At 64.4% G+C, this 15,767-nt stretch carries 19 protein-coding genes; 6 read left to right on the top strand and 13 right to left on the bottom strand.

Annotated features, from left to right (window positions below; genetic code table 11):
• Position 1: 1 nt before the first annotated feature.
• The 9 genes from truA to B4383_RS03360 form a co-directional block, all read right to left on the bottom strand.
• On the bottom strand, positions 2-886 hold the full coding sequence (gene truA / locus B4383_RS03400) for a tRNA pseudouridine(38-40) synthase TruA (RefSeq protein WP_078288358.1): 885 nt from the start codon (positions 884-886) through the stop codon (positions 2-4).
• 3 nt (positions 887-889) lie between these two features.
• Complete coding sequence (gene rplQ, locus B4383_RS03395) at positions 890-1,450, bottom strand: 50S ribosomal protein L17 (protein ID WP_078288359.1); 561 nt, start codon at positions 1,448-1,450, stop codon at positions 890-892.
• 58 nt (positions 1,451-1,508) lie between these two features.
• The gene (locus B4383_RS03390) at positions 1,509-2,561 is read right to left on the bottom strand and encodes a DNA-directed RNA polymerase subunit alpha (RefSeq protein WP_030096739.1); all 1,053 of its coding nucleotides are present in this window, start codon (positions 2,559-2,561) and stop codon (positions 1,509-1,511) included.
• Positions 2,562-2,638: 77 nt separating this feature from the next.
• Positions 2,639-3,244 (bottom strand): 30S ribosomal protein S4, encoded by a 606-nt coding sequence (rpsD, locus tag B4383_RS03385; protein ID WP_078288360.1) that lies wholly within the window; start codon positions 3,242-3,244, stop codon positions 2,639-2,641.
• A gap of 15 nt (positions 3,245-3,259) precedes the next feature.
• Positions 3,260-3,676: a 30S ribosomal protein S11 gene (rpsK, locus tag B4383_RS03380; RefSeq protein ID WP_078288361.1), complete on the bottom strand. Its 417-nt coding sequence runs from the start codon at positions 3,674-3,676 to the stop codon at positions 3,260-3,262.
• A gap of 5 nt (positions 3,677-3,681) precedes the next feature.
• Positions 3,682-4,056: a 30S ribosomal protein S13 gene (gene rpsM / locus B4383_RS03375; RefSeq protein WP_030096736.1), complete on the bottom strand. Its 375-nt coding sequence runs from the start codon at positions 4,054-4,056 to the stop codon at positions 3,682-3,684.
• A gap of 165 nt (positions 4,057-4,221) precedes the next feature.
• Positions 4,222-4,335 (bottom strand): 50S ribosomal protein L36, encoded by a 114-nt coding sequence (gene rpmJ, locus B4383_RS03370; RefSeq protein WP_003886927.1) that lies wholly within the window; start codon positions 4,333-4,335, stop codon positions 4,222-4,224.
• 28 nt (positions 4,336-4,363) lie between these two features.
• Complete coding sequence (gene infA, locus B4383_RS03365) at positions 4,364-4,585, bottom strand: translation initiation factor IF-1 (protein WP_003418601.1); 222 nt, start codon at positions 4,583-4,585, stop codon at positions 4,364-4,366.
• Between the two features lie 205 nt (positions 4,586-4,790).
• Positions 4,791-6,074 (bottom strand): NAD(P)/FAD-dependent oxidoreductase, encoded by a 1,284-nt coding sequence (locus B4383_RS03360; protein WP_078288362.1) that lies wholly within the window; start codon positions 6,072-6,074, stop codon positions 4,791-4,793.
• A 129-nt stretch (positions 6,075-6,203) separates the two neighbouring features.
• On the opposite strand from B4383_RS03360, the gene B4383_RS03355 reads away from it, so the two are divergent.
• From B4383_RS03355 to B4383_RS03330, 6 genes are all read left to right on the top strand, one after another.
• Entirely contained in the window at positions 6,204-6,716 is a 513-nt protein-coding gene (locus B4383_RS03355; RefSeq protein WP_078288363.1) for a hypothetical protein, read from the top strand.
• Positions 6,717-6,777: 61 nt separating this feature from the next.
• Positions 6,778-8,289, top strand: coding sequence for a flotillin family protein (locus tag B4383_RS03350; protein WP_078288364.1), 1,512 nt, complete (start codon positions 6,778-6,780; stop codon positions 8,287-8,289).
• A gap of 29 nt (positions 8,290-8,318) precedes the next feature.
• Positions 8,319-9,143 carry an LLM class F420-dependent oxidoreductase gene (locus tag B4383_RS03345; protein WP_078288365.1) on the top strand — a complete coding sequence of 275 codons (825 nt, stop codon included), beginning with the start codon at positions 8,319-8,321 and terminating at the stop codon, positions 9,141-9,143.
• 20 nt (positions 9,144-9,163) lie between these two features.
• Positions 9,164-10,159 (top strand): dTDP-glucose 4,6-dehydratase, encoded by a 996-nt coding sequence (gene rfbB, locus B4383_RS03340; protein ID WP_078288366.1) that lies wholly within the window; start codon positions 9,164-9,166, stop codon positions 10,157-10,159.
• 1 nt (position 10,160) lies between these two features.
• Positions 10,161-10,778, top strand: a complete 618-nt coding sequence (locus B4383_RS03335; RefSeq protein WP_078288367.1) for a dTDP-4-dehydrorhamnose 3,5-epimerase family protein — start codon at positions 10,161-10,163, stop codon at positions 10,776-10,778.
• A gap of 45 nt (positions 10,779-10,823) precedes the next feature.
• Positions 10,824-11,699, top strand: a complete 876-nt coding sequence (locus B4383_RS03330; protein WP_078288368.1) for a DUF4190 domain-containing protein — start codon at positions 10,824-10,826, stop codon at positions 11,697-11,699.
• Here the strand turns inward: B4383_RS03330 and map are convergent, their stop codons facing one another.
• From map to B4383_RS03310, 4 genes are all read right to left on the bottom strand, one after another.
• Positions 11,700-12,494, bottom strand: coding sequence for a type I methionyl aminopeptidase (gene map, locus B4383_RS03325; protein ID WP_078288369.1), 795 nt, complete (start codon positions 12,492-12,494; stop codon positions 11,700-11,702).
• Between the two features lie 15 nt (positions 12,495-12,509).
• On the bottom strand, positions 12,510-13,055 hold the full coding sequence (locus tag B4383_RS03320; protein ID WP_078288370.1) for an adenylate kinase: 546 nt from the start codon (positions 13,053-13,055) through the stop codon (positions 12,510-12,512).
• Positions 13,052-14,380, bottom strand: coding sequence for a preprotein translocase subunit SecY (secY, locus tag B4383_RS03315; RefSeq protein WP_078288371.1), 1,329 nt, complete (start codon positions 14,378-14,380; stop codon positions 13,052-13,054). The genes B4383_RS03320 and secY overlap by 4 nt, the downstream gene beginning before the upstream one ends.
• A 129-nt stretch (positions 14,381-14,509) precedes the next feature.
• The gene (locus B4383_RS03310) at positions 14,510-15,766 is read right to left on the bottom strand and encodes a haloacid dehalogenase-like hydrolase (RefSeq protein WP_139360506.1); all 1,257 of its coding nucleotides are present in this window, start codon (positions 15,764-15,766) and stop codon (positions 14,510-14,512) included.
• Between the last annotated feature and the right edge of the window lies 1 nt (position 15,767).

Below are 15,767 nucleotides of genomic sequence, written 5' to 3'. Positions count from 1 at the left end.
GTTAGTCCTGCCGCACTCGAATGTCGCGGGTGATCAACACACGTGCCGCCATCTCGTCGTCCGGCGGATAGTCGACACCGACCAGCGTCAGTCCGCGTGCCGGCGCCGCAGCGAAATCGCTTGAACGCCTTTCCTTCTTCAACAAGTCGGCGCACCACTGCACCGGCCGCCTGCCCTCCCCCACCACCAGCACCGCACCCACCAGCGAACGCACCATCGACCAGCAGAACGCGTCGGCACTCACGTGCGCGGCCAGTTGATGCCCGTCGGCCGTCCAGTCGAACCGCTGCAATTCGCGGATCGTCGTGGCGCCGTCACGATGGCGGCAGAAGGCTGCGAAATCGTTCAGCCCCAATAGTCTCCGTGAGGCCTCCGCCATAGCGCCGACGTCCAGTGGACGGTGCCATCCGACGACCTCATGCCGCGCGAGAGGCAGCACTCCGAACGGCGCCGTCGATATCCGGTACTCGTAGTGCCGCCGCAAGGCAGAGAACCGGGCATCGAAATGCGCCGGGGCGCGGCAGATATCGATCACACGTACGTCTTTGGGCAGGAAGCGCGACAGCCGCCGAATCAGCCTGCCGAATTCCGGCGCATCCGCGGAGCGGGATCTGCCGAGAATTTCCGGTAGCCGGGCGTGTGGGATGTCCAGGTGCGCCACCTGGCCTGTCGCATGCACGCCCGAATCCGTGCGCCCGGCGGCGTACAGCGACACCGGCTCGCCCACGATGGTCGTGAACGCCTCGCCCAGCACCCCCGCGACCGTGCGCTGGTTGACTTGAGTCGCCCAGCCCGCGAAATCGGTTCCGTCGTAGGCGATATCGAGCCGTAAACGAACCAGCCCGCCACCGTCTCCGGTAGCGGGCTGGTTGTCAGAGGTGACCAAAGGTCACTCCTTCTTGTCTGCGTCCTCGGCCGTGTCAGTTGCGGCGTCCGCCGCACCTTCATCCTCGGCGGCCGCATCATCGGCAGTGTCGGTCTCGACCTCGACGGCGTCCTCGACAGGAGTCTCCTCAGCCTCAGCGGCGGCCGGAGCTTCAGCCTGCTTGGTCGAAGCGACCCGGCGAGCCCGGTCGGCCTCGGAGGTGACCGTCTTCTCCTTCACCAGCTCGATGATCGCCATGGGCGCGTTATCGCCCTTGCGGTTCTCGACCTTGATGATGCGTGTGTAGCCACCGTTGCGATCTGAGTAGAACGGACCGATCTCGTCGAAGAGAGCGTGGACGACGTCCTTGTCGCGGATCTTCTTGAGCACCTCGCGCCGGTTGTGCAGATCACCCTTCTTGGCGTGGGTGATCAGCTTCTCGGCGTACGGCCGCAGCACACGGGCCTTGGTCTCGGTGGTCTTGATCCGGCCGTGCTCGAACAGCGCGGTGGCAAGGTTGGCCAGGATCGCCTTCTGGTGTGAAGACGACCCACCGAGCCGCTGACCCTTTTTGGGCTTGGGCATTGCACTATCTCCTATTCGGGGCCGGCCCCCGTATCAGGTAGGGCCGGGACGGATTGTGTTAGAGCTGTTCGGTTTCGGCGAAGTCCTGATCGCCGTCGAAGTCGTACGAACCGGTGTCCGACCACGTGCCGGTGGCAACGTCGTATCCGGCAACCTCGGACGGATCGAAGCTGGTCGGGCTGTCCTTGAGCGACAGGCCGAGCTGATGCAGCTTGATCTTCACCTCGTCGATGGACTTCTGGCCGAAGTTGCGGATGTCCAGCAGATCCGACTCGGTGCGGGCAACCAGCTCGCCGACGGTGTGTACACCCTCGCGCTTGAGGCAGTTGTACGACCGGACGGTCAGGTCCAGGTCCTCGATGGGCAGCGCGAACGAGGCGATGTGGTCTGCCTCGGCCGGCGACGGCCCGATCTCGATGCCTTCGGCTTCGACATTGAGCTCACGTGCCAGACCGAACAGCTCAACCAGTGTCTTGCCGGCCGAGGCCAGCGCGTCACGCGGGGTGATCGAGTTCTTGGTCTCCACGTCCAGCACCAGCTTGTCGAAGTCGGTGCGCTGCTCGACGCGGGTGGCGTCGACGTTGTACGTCACCTTGAGCACCGGCGAGTAGATGGAATCGACGGGGATACGGCCGATCTCAGCACCCGAGGCCTTGTTCTGCACGGCCGGGACGTAACCGCGACCGCGCTCGACGACGAGCTCGATCTCCAGCTTGCCCTTGTCGTTCAGGGTCGCGATGTGCATATCGGGGTTGTGCACGGTCACGCCGGCGGGCGGCACGATGTCACCGGCGGTGACGGCGCCCGGTCCCTGCTTGCGCAGGTACATGGTGACTGGCTCATCCTCTTCCGAGGACACCACGAGGCTCTTGAGGTTCAGGATGATGTCGGTGACGTCTTCCTTCACCCCGGGAACGGTGGTGAACTCGTGCAGCACACCGTCAATCCGGATGCTGGTGACGGCCGCGCCCGGGATGGACGAGAGCAGGGTGCGCCGCAGCGAGTTGCCCAGGGTGTAGCCGAATCCCGGCTCCAGGGGCTCGATGACGAAGCGCGACCGGTTCTCGGCCAGCGTCTCCTCGGACAGGGTGGGTCGCTGAGAAATCAGCATTCTTCTTCTATCTCCTTCTCGGCACCCGCTATTTGATGCCGGTCAGTAAGGGCAGCCCGGATAGGCGGCCCGACTTCTTACTTCGAGTAGAACTCGACGATCAGCTGCTCGGTGAGCGGCACATCGATCTGCGAACGCTCGGGGAGCTGGTGCACCAGAATGCGCTGGCGCTCGCCAACAACCTGCAGCCAGCCCGGGATGGGCCGGTCGCCTGCGGTCTCGCGTGCGACCTCGAACGGCAAGGTGTTCAGCGACTTTTCCTTGACGTCGATGATGTCGTACTGCGACACCCGGTAGCTGGGCACATCGACCTTCACGTTGTTGACCGTGAAGTGTCCATGCGACACCAGCTGGCGGGCCATCCGGCGGGTACGGGCCAGGCCGGCCCGGTACACAACGTTGTCGAGACGGGTCTCCAGGATCTGCAGCAGCTGCTCACCGGTCTTGCCGGAGTGCCGGTTGGCCTCGGCGTAGTAGCGACGGAACTGCTTCTCCATGACGCCGTAGGTGAAGCGAGCCTTCTGCTTCTCCTGCAGCTGCGTGCGGTATTCGCTCTCCTTGACCCGCGCGCGGCCATGCTGGCCGGGGGGGTAAGGACGCTTCTCGTACGCGCTGGAGCCACCGACGAGGTCGACGCCCAAACGACGGGACTTGCGAGTGACGGGTCCGGTATAACGAGCCATTAGTTCAAACCTCCCTTAGACCCGGCGCCGCTTGGGCGGACGGCAACCGTTGTGCGGCTGTGGAGTGACATCGGAAATCGCGCCCACTTCGAGGCCTGCGGCCTGCAGCGAGCGGATGGCGGTCTCACGGCCGGAGCCGGGACCCTTGACAAACACGTCGACCTTCTTGACGCCGTGTTCCTGAGCCTTGCGAGCCGCGTTCTCGGCAGCCAGCTGCGCGGCGAACGGAGTCGACTTGCGCGAGCCCTTGAAGCCGACGTGACCGGACGACGCCCAGGCGATGACGTTGCCCTGCGGGTCGGTGATCGAAACGATCGTGTTGTTGAACGTGCTCTTGATATGAGCGGCGCCGAGCGGGATGTTCTTCTTTTCCCGGCGACGGGTCTTCTGCGCCTTCTTGGGGCCCGCAGCGCCCTTTTTGGTTGGTGCCATTTGGGTTACCTGGCCTTCTTCTTGCCGGCGATGGTGCGCTTCGGTCCCTTGCGGGTACGCGCATTGGTCTTGGTCCGCTGACCGCGCACCGGCAGGCCGCGACGGTGGCGCAGGCCCTGGTAGCAGCCGATCTCAATCTTGCGGCGGATGTCAGCCTGCACCTCGCGGCGCAGGTCACCCTCCACCTTGAGAGAGGCTTCGATGTATTCACGCAGCTGAGTCACCTGATCATCGGTCAGGTCCTTGCTGCGCTGCTCGGGGCTGATGCCCGTGGCGGCCAGGATCTCCTTGGAGCGGGTCCGGCCAATGCCATAGATATAGGTGAGCGCGATTTCCATTCGCTTATCGCGCGGTAGGTCGACGCCTACGAGACGTGCCATGCGGCAGTTCCTCTTTCATTCAACGAAGGTCTGTTCCCAGTCCGCCCCCTCTAGGTTGGGGCCCCGGCCTCCGTTCCGGGGGTGTCTGTCCGGCGTACCCGGTCAGTGGTTCTGGGAGGTCATCATTCAGTTATGTAGTCAGCCAGGTCCTTACGGAAGTCCTGACTAGCCCTGCCGCTGCTTGTGGCGCGGGTCCTGGCAGATCACCATGACCCGCCCGTGCCGGCGGATGACGCGGCACTTGTCGCAGATCGGCTTGACGCTCGGGTTCACCTTCACGTTCTTCGATCCTGTCTTGCGGTTGTAGTTACTTGTACCGGTAAACGATCCGACCGCGGGACAGGTCGTAGGGAGACAACTCCACTACCACTCTGTCCTCGGGCAGGATGCGGATGTAGTGCTGCCGCATCTTGCCGCTGATGTGGGCGAGCACCTTGTGTCCGTTCTCCAGCTCAATGCGAAACATCGCATTGGGCAGGGGTTCGACCACCCGACCCTCGACCTCGATGGCTCCGTCTTTCTTAGCCATATCCTCCGCGATTCTGATTGCCTGCTCCGGCTGTCGCCGGCATGACACGGCAAACTTTACCGACCCTCGAACGTGAGCCGGTAACAGGAAAGTCCAGGACTGGGCACGCAGATAGTCGGCACGAAAGCCGCACCGTTGGTCAAGGATACCCGCGTAACGCCACCAAACCAAACCGGCGTAGGGGGCCGCCACTCCCCCGGGCGCCTCAGGACCACGTGACTCCCGACCTGCTGATATGCGGAATCGCCGTGGGTCGCACCAGACCCGCCGTCAGCCAGGCACCCGCGATCCAGATATGAGGCGCGGATTTGGCGGCCATCGTGCGTCTGGCCCGCATGGATACGTCCGAACCGTCGAGGACTCGCTGCGCCCGCACGGACAGCATCCGGTTACGCACCCCCGACCGGCGCCGCTCGCGAGCACTGCGGTTGATCGCCAACCAGGCCGCGGCAAGATCGCTGGACTCGCCCAGCGCCTCGGCGATGGCCTCCGCGGCCGCGACCGCGTCGGACACACCCGAGTTGAGGCTGCGGCCGCCCAGCGGGGCGAACTGATGGGCGGCCTCACCCGCGAGCAGCACCCGGCGATTCACGTCGGTATAGCTGGCAGCTACTGCCTGAACGGTCTGATGCACCTCGACCGACCTGATGTGGTCTGCATACCAGGCATCACCGGTGAGCACTGTCACCCACGAGCGCACCTGCTCGGTCGTCGGTGTCTCGGCATCGCTGGACAGGAACTGAACATCGAGGCGCAGGCCGTCCGGGTACGGCAAGCGAATGGCGTGGCGCCCGCCGAGATCGGGGTGGTGGTACTGGATCTGCACGGGCAGATCGACCGTGACCCCGTCCGGATGCGGTTCGACGTCGATCACCACGGACGGCGGCGACGGCGGCCGCTCCGACATCCCGATGCCCAGCGCCTGGCGAATGGCCGACTTGGAGCCGTCGGCGGCGATGACGTAGCTGGCGCGCAGCCGGTCACCGCTGGCGAGGGTGAGCCGTGCGCCGGTGTGGTCGGTGTTGATGTCGGTGACGGCGATCCCGCAGTGGTACTCCACACCCAGATTCAATGCCTCGGCAAGTGTCTCTTCTTCAATAGCGCGCTGCGACAGGCTCATTCCCCATGCCGCCGGATTCCACGGACCAGGAATTCGCGACGGAGCGTACGAGGACATGACGAATACCGGGCGGCCCTGATAGAAGGTTTGGACGCCATGGACCGCGAGCGCCGATTGGCGCAGCCGCGCGCCCAGTTCGGGCGCCACCCGGTCATACCGCCGCAACGTCGAGTGCCCGACGAATGTCGCGCAGTTCCGGTGCCGCTGGCGTTCTTTCGAACCGGCGGCCTCCAGCACAACCACGTGAATTCCCTGGCGCGCCAACAATGTGGCAGCGAGCAACCCAACAGGACCGCCGCCGACGATCACGACAGCATCGTCGGTGATGTCCCGATGCGCGTCCGCCGAAACTGCCGCTAGGTGTGGCACCCCATGACGGTACCGCGCAGGGCCAATCGTGCGCCTGTTCAGCCCGGCAGACCGTAGCCAGCAGGACCGATTCGTGGTACCTATGTCGGTAGTGGCGAACATCGGCGTCGGCAACGGGGAGGGGCGCGAGTGGACGGTCTGACAATCGGGTACCTCGCGGCCTTTGCGGTCGGCGGGATAGCGGTGCTCTCGGCACTGCTGCTGACCGATACCGGCCACGGCGACGGGATGCCATTTCTGAGCCTGACCTCGGTTTCTGCCGCACTGACGGGCGCAGGCGCCGGCGGATTCGTCGGCTCGGCCCTGGGCATCTCAGCGCTGCCGACAGCAATCATCGCCGCCGTGTGCGCTGTTGCGCTAGTGTCGGTCCTGCAACTTCTCCTGACGTATCTGCGACGCCAGCAGGCGAACTCACACTCGGGGCGCGCGTCCTATATCGGACGACTCGGCACGGTGACCCTGGAGGTGCCCCCGGGCGGCGGCTGGGGCGAGATCGCGTTCACCGACGCGGACGGCAACCGGGTGCGTTCACGGGCGATCACCGATGAGCCCGAGGGGCTGGCCAAGAACGCCGCCGTCTACATCGCCGACGTGGACTCCGAGTACCTGCACGTGGTCAGCGTTCCCGAGGCAAGTCTCTGATGAACCCTCCCCGTCACACCGTTAGTTCACACCACAAGTTCACAACACAAAGGAAACCCGCATGAGTTCGCTTCTCATCATCGTCACCATCGCCATCGCGGCGCTGGTGATCTTCGTGGCGCTGCCGCTGATCTACGTACGCAACTACATCAAAGTGCCGCCGAACGAGGTCGCGGTGTTCACGGGGCGCGGCCAGCCGAAGGTGGTGCGCGGTGGTGCCCGTTTCAAGATGCCCGGCATCGAACGGGTGGACATCATGTCGCTTGAACCGTTCAACGTGAACATCAATCTGCAGAATGCGTTGTCCAACAACGGTGTTCCGGTCAATGTTGAGGCCGTAGGGCTGGTGCGCATCGGATCGAACGACGAGGCGGTGCAGACCGCCGTCCAGCGCTTCCTCACCGCGGATCTCAGCGAGTTGCAGCGGCAGATCAACGAGATCCTGGCAGGCAGCCTGCGCGGCATCACCGCGACGATGACCGTCGAGGACCTGAACTCCAATCGCGACTCTCTGGCGCGCAGCGTCGTCGAGGAGGCCGGCGGCGATCTCGCCCGCATCGGCATGGAGGTCGATGTCCTCAAGATCGCGGGTATCTCCGACCGCAATGGGTACCTGGAGTCTCTCGGCCAGCGTCGCATCGCCGAAGTGCGCCGCGACGCGACGGTCGGCACTGCCCAGGCCGAGCGGGACGCACAGATTCAGTCGGCTCAAGCCCGGCAGGCCGGCTCCATCGCGCAGGCCGAGGCCGATACCGCGATCGCCTCCGCCAACCAGAAGCGCGACGTGGAACTGGCCCGCCTGCGCGCGCAGACCGAAGCCGAGAACGCCCAAGCAGACCAGGCGGGTCCCTTGGCCCAGGCCCGGGCCGAAAAGGACGTGGGCATCGCCCGCGAGCAGGCGGAGGCCGCGCGTATGCAGGCCCGCACCGAGGTGGAGCAACGTCGTACCGAGCAGGCCCAGGCCGCGTTGCAGGCCGATGTCATAGCCCCAGCCGAAGCACGTCGCCAGGCCGACATCGCCATCGCGGAGGGCAGTCGGCAGGCCGCGATCCTGAAGGCGCAGGCCGATGCCGAGGCCGAGCGGCAGAAGGGTTCGGCAGAAGCCGACGCCCGCAAGGCAGCCGCGGACGCCTTCCGGATCGAGCAGCAGGCTGCCGCCGACGGCACCAAGGCCAAGCTGATCGCCGAGGCGGACGGCATCAAGGCCAAGCTGCTGGCCGAGGCCGACGGTAAGAAGGAAGTCGCGGCGGCACTCAATGCCTACACGCCTGAGGCAGCCCGACTGCTCACGCTGCCAGACATCCTTGCGTCGGTGGTGCAGGCAACCGAAGCCGCATCAAAACCGATCGGCGAGATTGAAAGGCTGTCCATCATCGGCGGCTCCGGCGATACCCGGGACGCGTTGGGCACCCTTTTAGGAGTAAGCCCGCAGGCAGTGGCGAAAGTGATTGAGAGCCTGAAGATTTCGGGCATCGATGTGGCCGACCTGCTGAACCGCACCCAACAGGTCAAGGAATCCACATCCCCTGCCCCCGCGCCCGCGGCGCATCCGGAAGGATGGGTGGAGGAATAGCGACACCTCCTGCGAAGTTGGGACGCGATATGGGCGAATCGAACCTCAACCGGTATGGAATTTGGAACGGCGGTCCGGTCACACCGGAGCAGGCCAAGGCCATCGAGGATCTCGGCTACGGCTCGGTATGGATCGGGGGTGTGTTCACCTCAGATCTTGCGTACGTAGAGCCCCTGCTCGAAGCGACCGAGAATCTCACGGTCGCGAGCGGCATCGTGAACATCTGGACCTCGCCCGTCGACGAGATAGCCGCCGCTTTCCATCGCATCGAAGCGAGTTACCCCGGGCGGTTCCTGCTCGGGGTAGGTGCCGGGCATCCCGAAGCATCGGCCGAGTACCGCAAGCCGTACGACGCCCTTGTCGAATACCTGGACGGGCTGGATGCCGCGGGCGTGCCGAGGGACCGCCGGGCGCTGGCCGCATTGGGACCCAAGGTGCTGAAGCTGTCCGCGGATCGCACCGCGGGCGCGCACCCCTATCTGACGACACCAGAGCACACCAGAGAGGCTCGAGCGATCATCGGTCCGGACGCCCTGCTCGTTCCCGAGCACAAGGTGGTGCTCAGCACCGACCCGGAGAGCGCACGGGCAATCGGCCGGCGCACCGTAGATTTCTATCTCCAGTTGAGTAACTACGTAAATAACTGGAAGAGACTCGGTTTCAGCGACGAGGACGTCACGTCGCCGGGAAGTGACACATTCATCGACGCCGTGGTGGCGCACGGAACCGCCGAGGAAATCGCCGCGCGTTTGCACGGGCACCTTGACGCCGGCGCAGACCAGGTACTCATCCAAGTTCTGGGCGACAAGGGGTTGGTCGACACGTTGACCTCGTTGGCGGACACGCTTCGCTAGTCCCCTACTAGGGTGAGTGCATGCGAATCTTGGTGACCGGCGGCGCCGGTTTCATCGGAGCCAACTTCGTACATGCGACCGTCCGGGAGCGCCCCGACGTCTCGGTGACGGTCCTCGACGCACTGACCTACGCAGGTACTCGCGAATCGCTGGCCCCGGTCGCCGCCTCGGTCGAGCTGGTACAGGGCGATATCTGTGACGCCGAGACGGTGGATCGGCTGGTCGCCGGCAATGACGTCGTGGTGCATTTCGCCGCGGAAACGCACAACGACAACTCGCTCGCCGACCCGTCACCATTCTTGCGCAGCAACATCATTGGCACCTACACCCTGCTGGAGGCGGTGCGGCGCCACGACGTGCGGCTGCACCACATCTCCACCGACGAGGTATTCGGCGACCTCGAACTCGATGACCCGAACCGGTTCACCGAGACCACCCCGTACAACCCGTCGAGCCCGTACTCGGCAACCAAGGCGTCGGCGGATCTGCTGGTGCGCGCCTGGATGAGATCGTTCGGCATTCGCGCGACGATCTCCAACTGCTCCAATAACTACGGGCCGTATCAGCATGTGGAGAAGTTCATTCCGCGACAGATCACCAACATCCTCACGGATCGCAGACCACGCCTCTACGGTGCCGGAGCCAATGTTCGGGACTGGATTCACGTCGACGACCACAACAGCGCGGTATGGCGCATCATCGAGGCGGGCACCATCGGACGTACGTATCTCATTGGCGCGGACGGAGAACGAGACAACCTGTCGGTGCTGACCACCATTCTCGAACTCATGGGCAAGTCGCCGGACGACTTCGACCACGTCACCGATCGCGCCGGCCATGACCTGCGCTATGCCATCGACCCGACACCGCTGCGTGATGAATTGGGTTGGAAGCCAACACATGGCGATTTCACCGACGGGCTGGCCGCCACCATTGAGTGGTATCGGGACAATGCGGATTGGTGGCGTCCCATCAAGGATGCCGTGGAATCGCAATACGCCGCGAGGGGGCAGTGACGTGAAGATCCGTGAACTATCGGTACCCGGCGCCTTCGAGATCACCCCGGTGCAACATCACGACAGCCGGGGCGTGTTCCTCGAATTGTTCAAGGGCACAGCGCTTGCCGAGGCCGTAGGCCACCCGTTCGACCTGCAACAGGCCAATTGCTCGGTGTCGGCGGCCGGGTCACTGCGCGGAATACACTTCGCCGACGTGCCGCCCGGGCAAGCCAAGTACGTCACCTGCCTGACGGGTTCCGTCTATGACGTCGTGGTCGACATCCGCGTGGGATCACCGATGTTCGGCGCCTGGGACGCAGTACTTCTCGACCCCCAAGACCGCCGTGCCGTATACGTACCCGAGGGCGTCGGCCACGGATTCCTGGCACTCGAGGATGACTCGACGGTGGTCTACCTATGCTCCGCCGGATACGCCCCGGGCCGCGAGCACGGCGTCAATCCGCTGGATCCCACCGTCGGGATCCAATGGCCGACTAGCCGGCCTGACGGCACCGAGTTGTCACTGGTTGTTTCCGAGAAGGACAGTGCCGCACCATCATTGCTCGATGCCAGGGAGTCCGGCCTGCTCCCGGTCGCTAGCGAGGTTCAGGTCTTCCTGGATAGCCTCTCGCACTGATCGACGAATCTACCCATGCCACCGCGTGTTTGCTAAAGTCCCTACATGACGCAACCGCCTTCCGGGCCGCCGCCCTCGGACCCCGGGTCGCCGGAATATCCGCCGTACCCGACGCCGACGGGCCCCGCGTACCCGCCGGTCGGGCCGCCACCGGCGGGCGGATATCCACCTATTCCCCCGGCCGGGCCCGCCGGCACCGAGCCGTATCCGCCGTACCCCCAGGCTGACCCGGCGGGATATCCGCCGCCGCCTCCGGGGTACCCATCCGCGCCATACGGATATCCCGCGCCGGGCTCCTACCCGCCCGTCGAAAGTGCACGGAGCACCAATGGATTTGCCATTACGGCGCTGATCTTTGGCATCGTCCCGTGCCTGGGCGGAATCCTGGGCATCATCTTCGGCATCCTGGGCCTGAACCAGATCAAACGAACCGGTCAGAACGGCCGCGGAATGGCCATCGCTGGCATCGTGCTCGGCGCCCTGTGGGTCGTGGTGTCGATTGTTGTCATCGCGGTGGGTGTCAGCAACCAGCCCAAACGCGACGAATCCGGCCACGTCACCCAGTCCGGCGATATGGACGTCACCAAGTTGCGCGTGGGTGACTGCGTCGCCGATATCGGCGACAAGGACTACTACACAACCACCAAAGCCATCCCATGCGCTCAGCCGCACAAGGCAGAGGTCTACGCGCTGCTACCGCTGTACGGATCCTCGGTACCCGCCCAGTCCGAGCTGGACGAAAAGGGCAATGAGGGCTGCAGCACAGCGCTGGAAAGCTACTCGCCCAGCGCATTCGAGGACGACGAGGTCGAGATCACCTACCTCTACCCCACTAAACGTTCATGGGCAAAAGGTGATCACGCGATCGCCTGCGTGGCCGTCTTCACCACCGAGCGCACGGCGTCCATCAAGGGCAAGTAGCTACGGGCGCAGTGTCAGGATGCGGGGGCCGTCCTCGGTGACGGCCACCGTGTGCTCCCAGTGCGCGGCCCGCGATCCGTCGGTGGTGACGACGGTCCAATCGTCGGCCAGCACCCGGGTCTGAGTGGTGCCCAGCGTGAGCATCGGTTCAATGGCAAGCACCGACCCCACCGCGAGAAGCGGCCCCTTGCCGGGGGCTCCCTCGTTGGGCAGGAACGGATCCAGGTGCATCGAGCGACCGATGCCGTGGCCGCCGTAGCCGTCCACGATTCCGAATGCGCGGTCGAACTGCTTCTCGGCCGCCCTGGTGCCCAGCTCGATCGCGTGGGACACATCGGTGAGCCGGTTCCCAGGGATCATCGCCGCGATACCGGCCTCCATCGACAACCGGGTGGCTTCCGACAGCGCCTCGTCAACGGGAATGACTGTCCCCACCGCGAAGGTCCACGCGGAATCCCCGTGCCACCCGTCCAGAATCGCGCCACAGTCGATGGACACCAGGTCGCCCTCAGCCAAGATCGCTGTCGCCGAAGGTATTCCATGAACCACTTGATCATTGACCGAGGAGCAGATTGACGCCGGGAAGCCGTGGTAACCCAGGAACGACGGCACCGCGCCGGCATCCCGGATCACAGCCTCGGCGACCTGATCCAGCTCCAGCGTCGAGACGCCAGCCTTCGCGGCATCACGCACGGCGACCAATGCGGCGCCCACGATGGAGCCCGCAGCAGCCATGGCGTCGAGTTCACCGGTGGTGCGCTGCTCCACCGTCTTCTTGCGGCCGAACAGCCCCACTGGTTGCCTCGCCTACTACCGGCCCAGAGCCTGCGATGTCCGCGCGAACACTTCGTCCACCGTGCCGACGGCATCGATAGTCTGCAGCACGCTCTGGTAGTACTCCAGCAGCGGTGCGGTCTCGTCGCGGTACACATTGAGCCGATTGCGAATGATGTCCTCGGTGTCGTCGGCGCGGCCACGGCCCAGCAGTCGCTGCACGAGCTCTTCTACCGGCACCCGGAACTCCAGCACGGCGTCGATCTTGACTCCGCGGGCCTCTTCCATCGCGGCCAGCGCATCCGCCTGATCCACGGTGCGCGGGAATCCGTCGAGGATGAAACCGTCCGCGGCATCCGCCTCATCGAGACGCGCCTCGACCATCTTGTTGGTCACCTCGCTGGGCACCAGATCGCCTGCGTCCAGGTACTGCTTGGCCTGGATTCCCAGCTCGGTGCCCTCACTGATGTTCGACCGGAACAGGTCGCCGGTAGAGATCTGCGGAATGCCGAACTTCTCCGAAATCAGTTGTGCCTGCGTACCTTTGCCTGCCCCTGGCGGGCCGAGTAACACCACTCTCACTTCAGGAACCCTTCGTAGTTACGCTGCATCAACTGGCTTTCGATCTGCTTCACAGTATCGAGACCGACGCCGATCATGATCAGGACCGCAGTTCCGCCGAATGGCAGGTTCTGCATACCGCCGGAGTTCCCGATCTGCAAGAACAGGTTCGGCAAGATCGCGATGATACCCAGGTAGATCGAGCCTGGCCACGTGATGCGGTTGAGCACGTAACGCAGGTAGTCGGCGGTGGCGCGTCCGGGACGGATACCGGGAATAAAGCCACCGAACTTGTTCATCTCGTCGGCGCGCTCATCGGGGTTGAAGGTGATCGACACATAGAAGAACGTGAAGAACACGATGAGCGTGAAGTAGATCGCGACGTACCAGTAGTTGCTGGGGTCGGTCAGGTACGTGCTGACGAATCGATCCCACCAGCCGGTCTTGTCCTTCCCGCCACTGCGCACGAGCTGCGTGATGAGACCGGGGATGTACAAGAGCGAGGAGGCGAAAATGACCGGGATAACACCGGCCTGGTTGACCTTCAGCGGCAAGTAGGTGGAGGTGCCGCCGTACATCCGCCGTCCCACCATGCGTTTGGCGTACTGGACGGGGATGCGGCGCTGGCCCTGTTCGACGAACACGACACCGATCACGATGAGAAGCGCCGCCACACATACCGCGGCGAACGTGACACCGCCACGGCTGTCGAGGATGGTCTTGCCCTCGGCGGGGATCCGGGCCGCGATACCGGCGAAGATCAGCAGCGACATGCCGTTGCCGACTCCGCGTTCGGTGACCATCTCACCGAGCCACATCACCAAGGTGGATCCGGCGGTCATGACCAGAACCATCACGGTCAGCGAGAAAATCGACTGGTCCGAGACAATCTCGTCCTTGCGGTCGCAGCCCTGCAGCAGGTTTCCGCTGGCACCGAGCGCCACGATCGAGGTGGACTGCAGCAGCGCCAGCGCGACCGACAGGTAGCGGGTGTACTGCGTCATCTTGGCCTGGCCCGACTGGCCTTCCTTGCGCAGCTGCTCGAACCGGGGAATGACCACGGTGAGCAGCTGAACGATGATGCTGGCGGTGATGTACGGCATGACACCGACCGCGAAGACCGACAGCTGGAGCAGCGCGCCACCCGAGAACAGGTTGATCAGCGAGTAGAGCTGCGCCGAATCTCCACTGCTGACCTGCTCAACGCAGTACTTCACGTTGGCGTAGTTCACCCCGGGAGACGGCAGCGTCGCACCAAGCCGATAGATGAACACGATCCCGATCGTGAAGAGGATCTTCCGCCTCAGGTCAGCTGTCCTGAGAGCAGAGACAAAAGCGGAAAGCACACATCCTCCTGCGCATCCTGCAGCTCGCCATGTGATCTGCTAGATGAATCAGCTGGTGATCCCAGCGTTGGGTAACCGTTTCGGCGGCCGTCAGGGCACGCCCGGGCCGGATACGAGACTAACAGTTCGCTACATACCGGTGGAGAAGACGGTGTCCTTCTGGTCGGGGACGACCGTGCCATCGGAACGAAGCAGCGGCCCTGTGCTGCCGTCCGGGTTGATCCGGCCGTCGGTCGCACACAGGTACGGGTCCACATGCTGCGGATAGGGATCGATAAACATCGGGTTGACCAACCATTTGCCGTCGGCGTCGTCATAGGCCCGGCACATGAGCTCGGTCTTGTTCCGATTGATGACGAGGTGCGCGGCGGTGGCGTCGTCGACAAAGGTGACGTCGGTGGTCGAGTCCCCGGCAGCGAGAATCTGCCGCTTGTTGACGTCGTAGGGCTCGAATGCGGCGGGTCCCTGCACGCCGAAGACCACCTGGTTGGCCCAGCAGCGTTTGCCGTCGACATAGGTGATGACGGTGTCGGCACCGTCGGGCTGTCCGCCACAGCCCTTGACGTGCGGGGTCTGCCTTCCGTTGGCGTCGTAGACGCTGCGCACCCCGATCACCTGGTTTGTCGGGATTCCGATTTCCGGTGACCACACCTTGGCGACTACCTCCGACGACGCCGAGATCACCCAGGTGCTGACACCGTGTGCCTGCAGCGTGGCAATGAGGTCCTTGATCTGCGGATATACCCGCACATACCCCGGCACGGTGGTGGTGCCGACGGTCTGGGTGGCTCCGATCGGGGCGTCCAGGTTCTCGCGCTTGGCCGCCTGCGCGAATTGAGCGACCTCGTCGGCGGTGTACCCGGCGGTCAGCGCGACTGTCCACACGTAGGCGCCATTGCTCCAGCGCTGGTTGTATCCGGTGAAGGCTTCCTGCTCGTCATGGGTCTTGCCCTCGCGGACCGCCAGGATCTCGTCGGCGCATGCGGCGTTGGTTGAGGTGGCCAGCGGCTGTCCAGCGGGGGTTGTGGTGCCACACGCCTCACGCAGCGCGGTGGCCGCCACTTCGGTGATGTGTCGGCTGGTGGCGTGCCAGTCACCGGGCTGACGGATCTTGTTGTGCCGCAGCATCCACGCGAGAGTCGCATCCGAGATGTCGTTCTTGACCTCGGTGTTGTCCCAGTCGAAGAGCGCGACCGCCGTGGTGGAGCGCTTCCAAGTACCGGTGCACGTGCTGTTGGCGTCGATCGCGGCTTGCAGCCGCTGCCTGACATCGCCGTACCAGGGCAACGCGGGATCCATCTGGCGGCATCCGGGTGCGGCCTGCGCGACGGGAGTGCTCACGTTCCAGGCCGCGACGAACAAAACGACAGCAGCAATCCAGGTCATC

Origin of the sequence: Mycobacterium sp. D16R24 (assembly GCF_002013385.1) — a bacterium.
Taxonomy (GTDB): domain Bacteria; phylum Actinomycetota; class Actinomycetes; order Mycobacteriales; family Mycobacteriaceae; genus Mycobacterium.
The sequence above is the reverse complement of the archived record's forward strand: the minus strand, read 5'-3'. Positions and strand labels throughout refer to the sequence as shown.

Coding starts and splice junctions, on each gene's coding strand:
- B4383_RS03390 (WP_030096739.1), bottom strand. CDS start 2,561: ATGCTGATTTCTCAGCGACCCACCCTGTCCGAGGAGACGCTGGCCGAG.
- rfbB (WP_078288366.1), top strand. CDS start 9,164: ATGCGAATCTTGGTGACCGGCGGCGCCGGTTTCATCGGAGCCAACTTC.
- rpsM (WP_030096736.1), bottom strand. CDS start 4,056: ATGGCACGTCTCGTAGGCGTCGACCTACCGCGCGATAAGCGAATGGAA.
- infA (WP_003418601.1), bottom strand. CDS start 4,585: ATGGCTAAGAAAGACGGAGCCATCGAGGTCGAGGGTCGGGTGGTCGAA.
- rpsD (WP_078288360.1), bottom strand. CDS start 3,244: ATGGCTCGTTATACCGGACCCGTCACTCGCAAGTCCCGTCGTTTGGGC.
- rpsK (WP_078288361.1), bottom strand. CDS start 3,676: ATGGCACCAACCAAAAAGGGCGCTGCGGGCCCCAAGAAGGCGCAGAAG.
- B4383_RS03350 (WP_078288364.1), top strand. CDS start 6,778: ATGAGTTCGCTTCTCATCATCGTCACCATCGCCATCGCGGCGCTGGTG.
- B4383_RS03310 (WP_139360506.1), bottom strand. CDS start 15,766: ATGACCTGGATTGCTGCTGTCGTTTTGTTCGTCGCGGCCTGGAACGTG.
- B4383_RS03330 (WP_078288368.1), top strand. CDS start 10,824: ATGACGCAACCGCCTTCCGGGCCGCCGCCCTCGGACCCCGGGTCGCCG.
- rplQ (WP_078288359.1), bottom strand. CDS start 1,450: ATGCCCAAGCCCAAAAAGGGTCAGCGGCTCGGTGGGTCGTCTTCACAC.
- B4383_RS03345 (WP_078288365.1), top strand. CDS start 8,319: ATGGGCGAATCGAACCTCAACCGGTATGGAATTTGGAACGGCGGTCCG.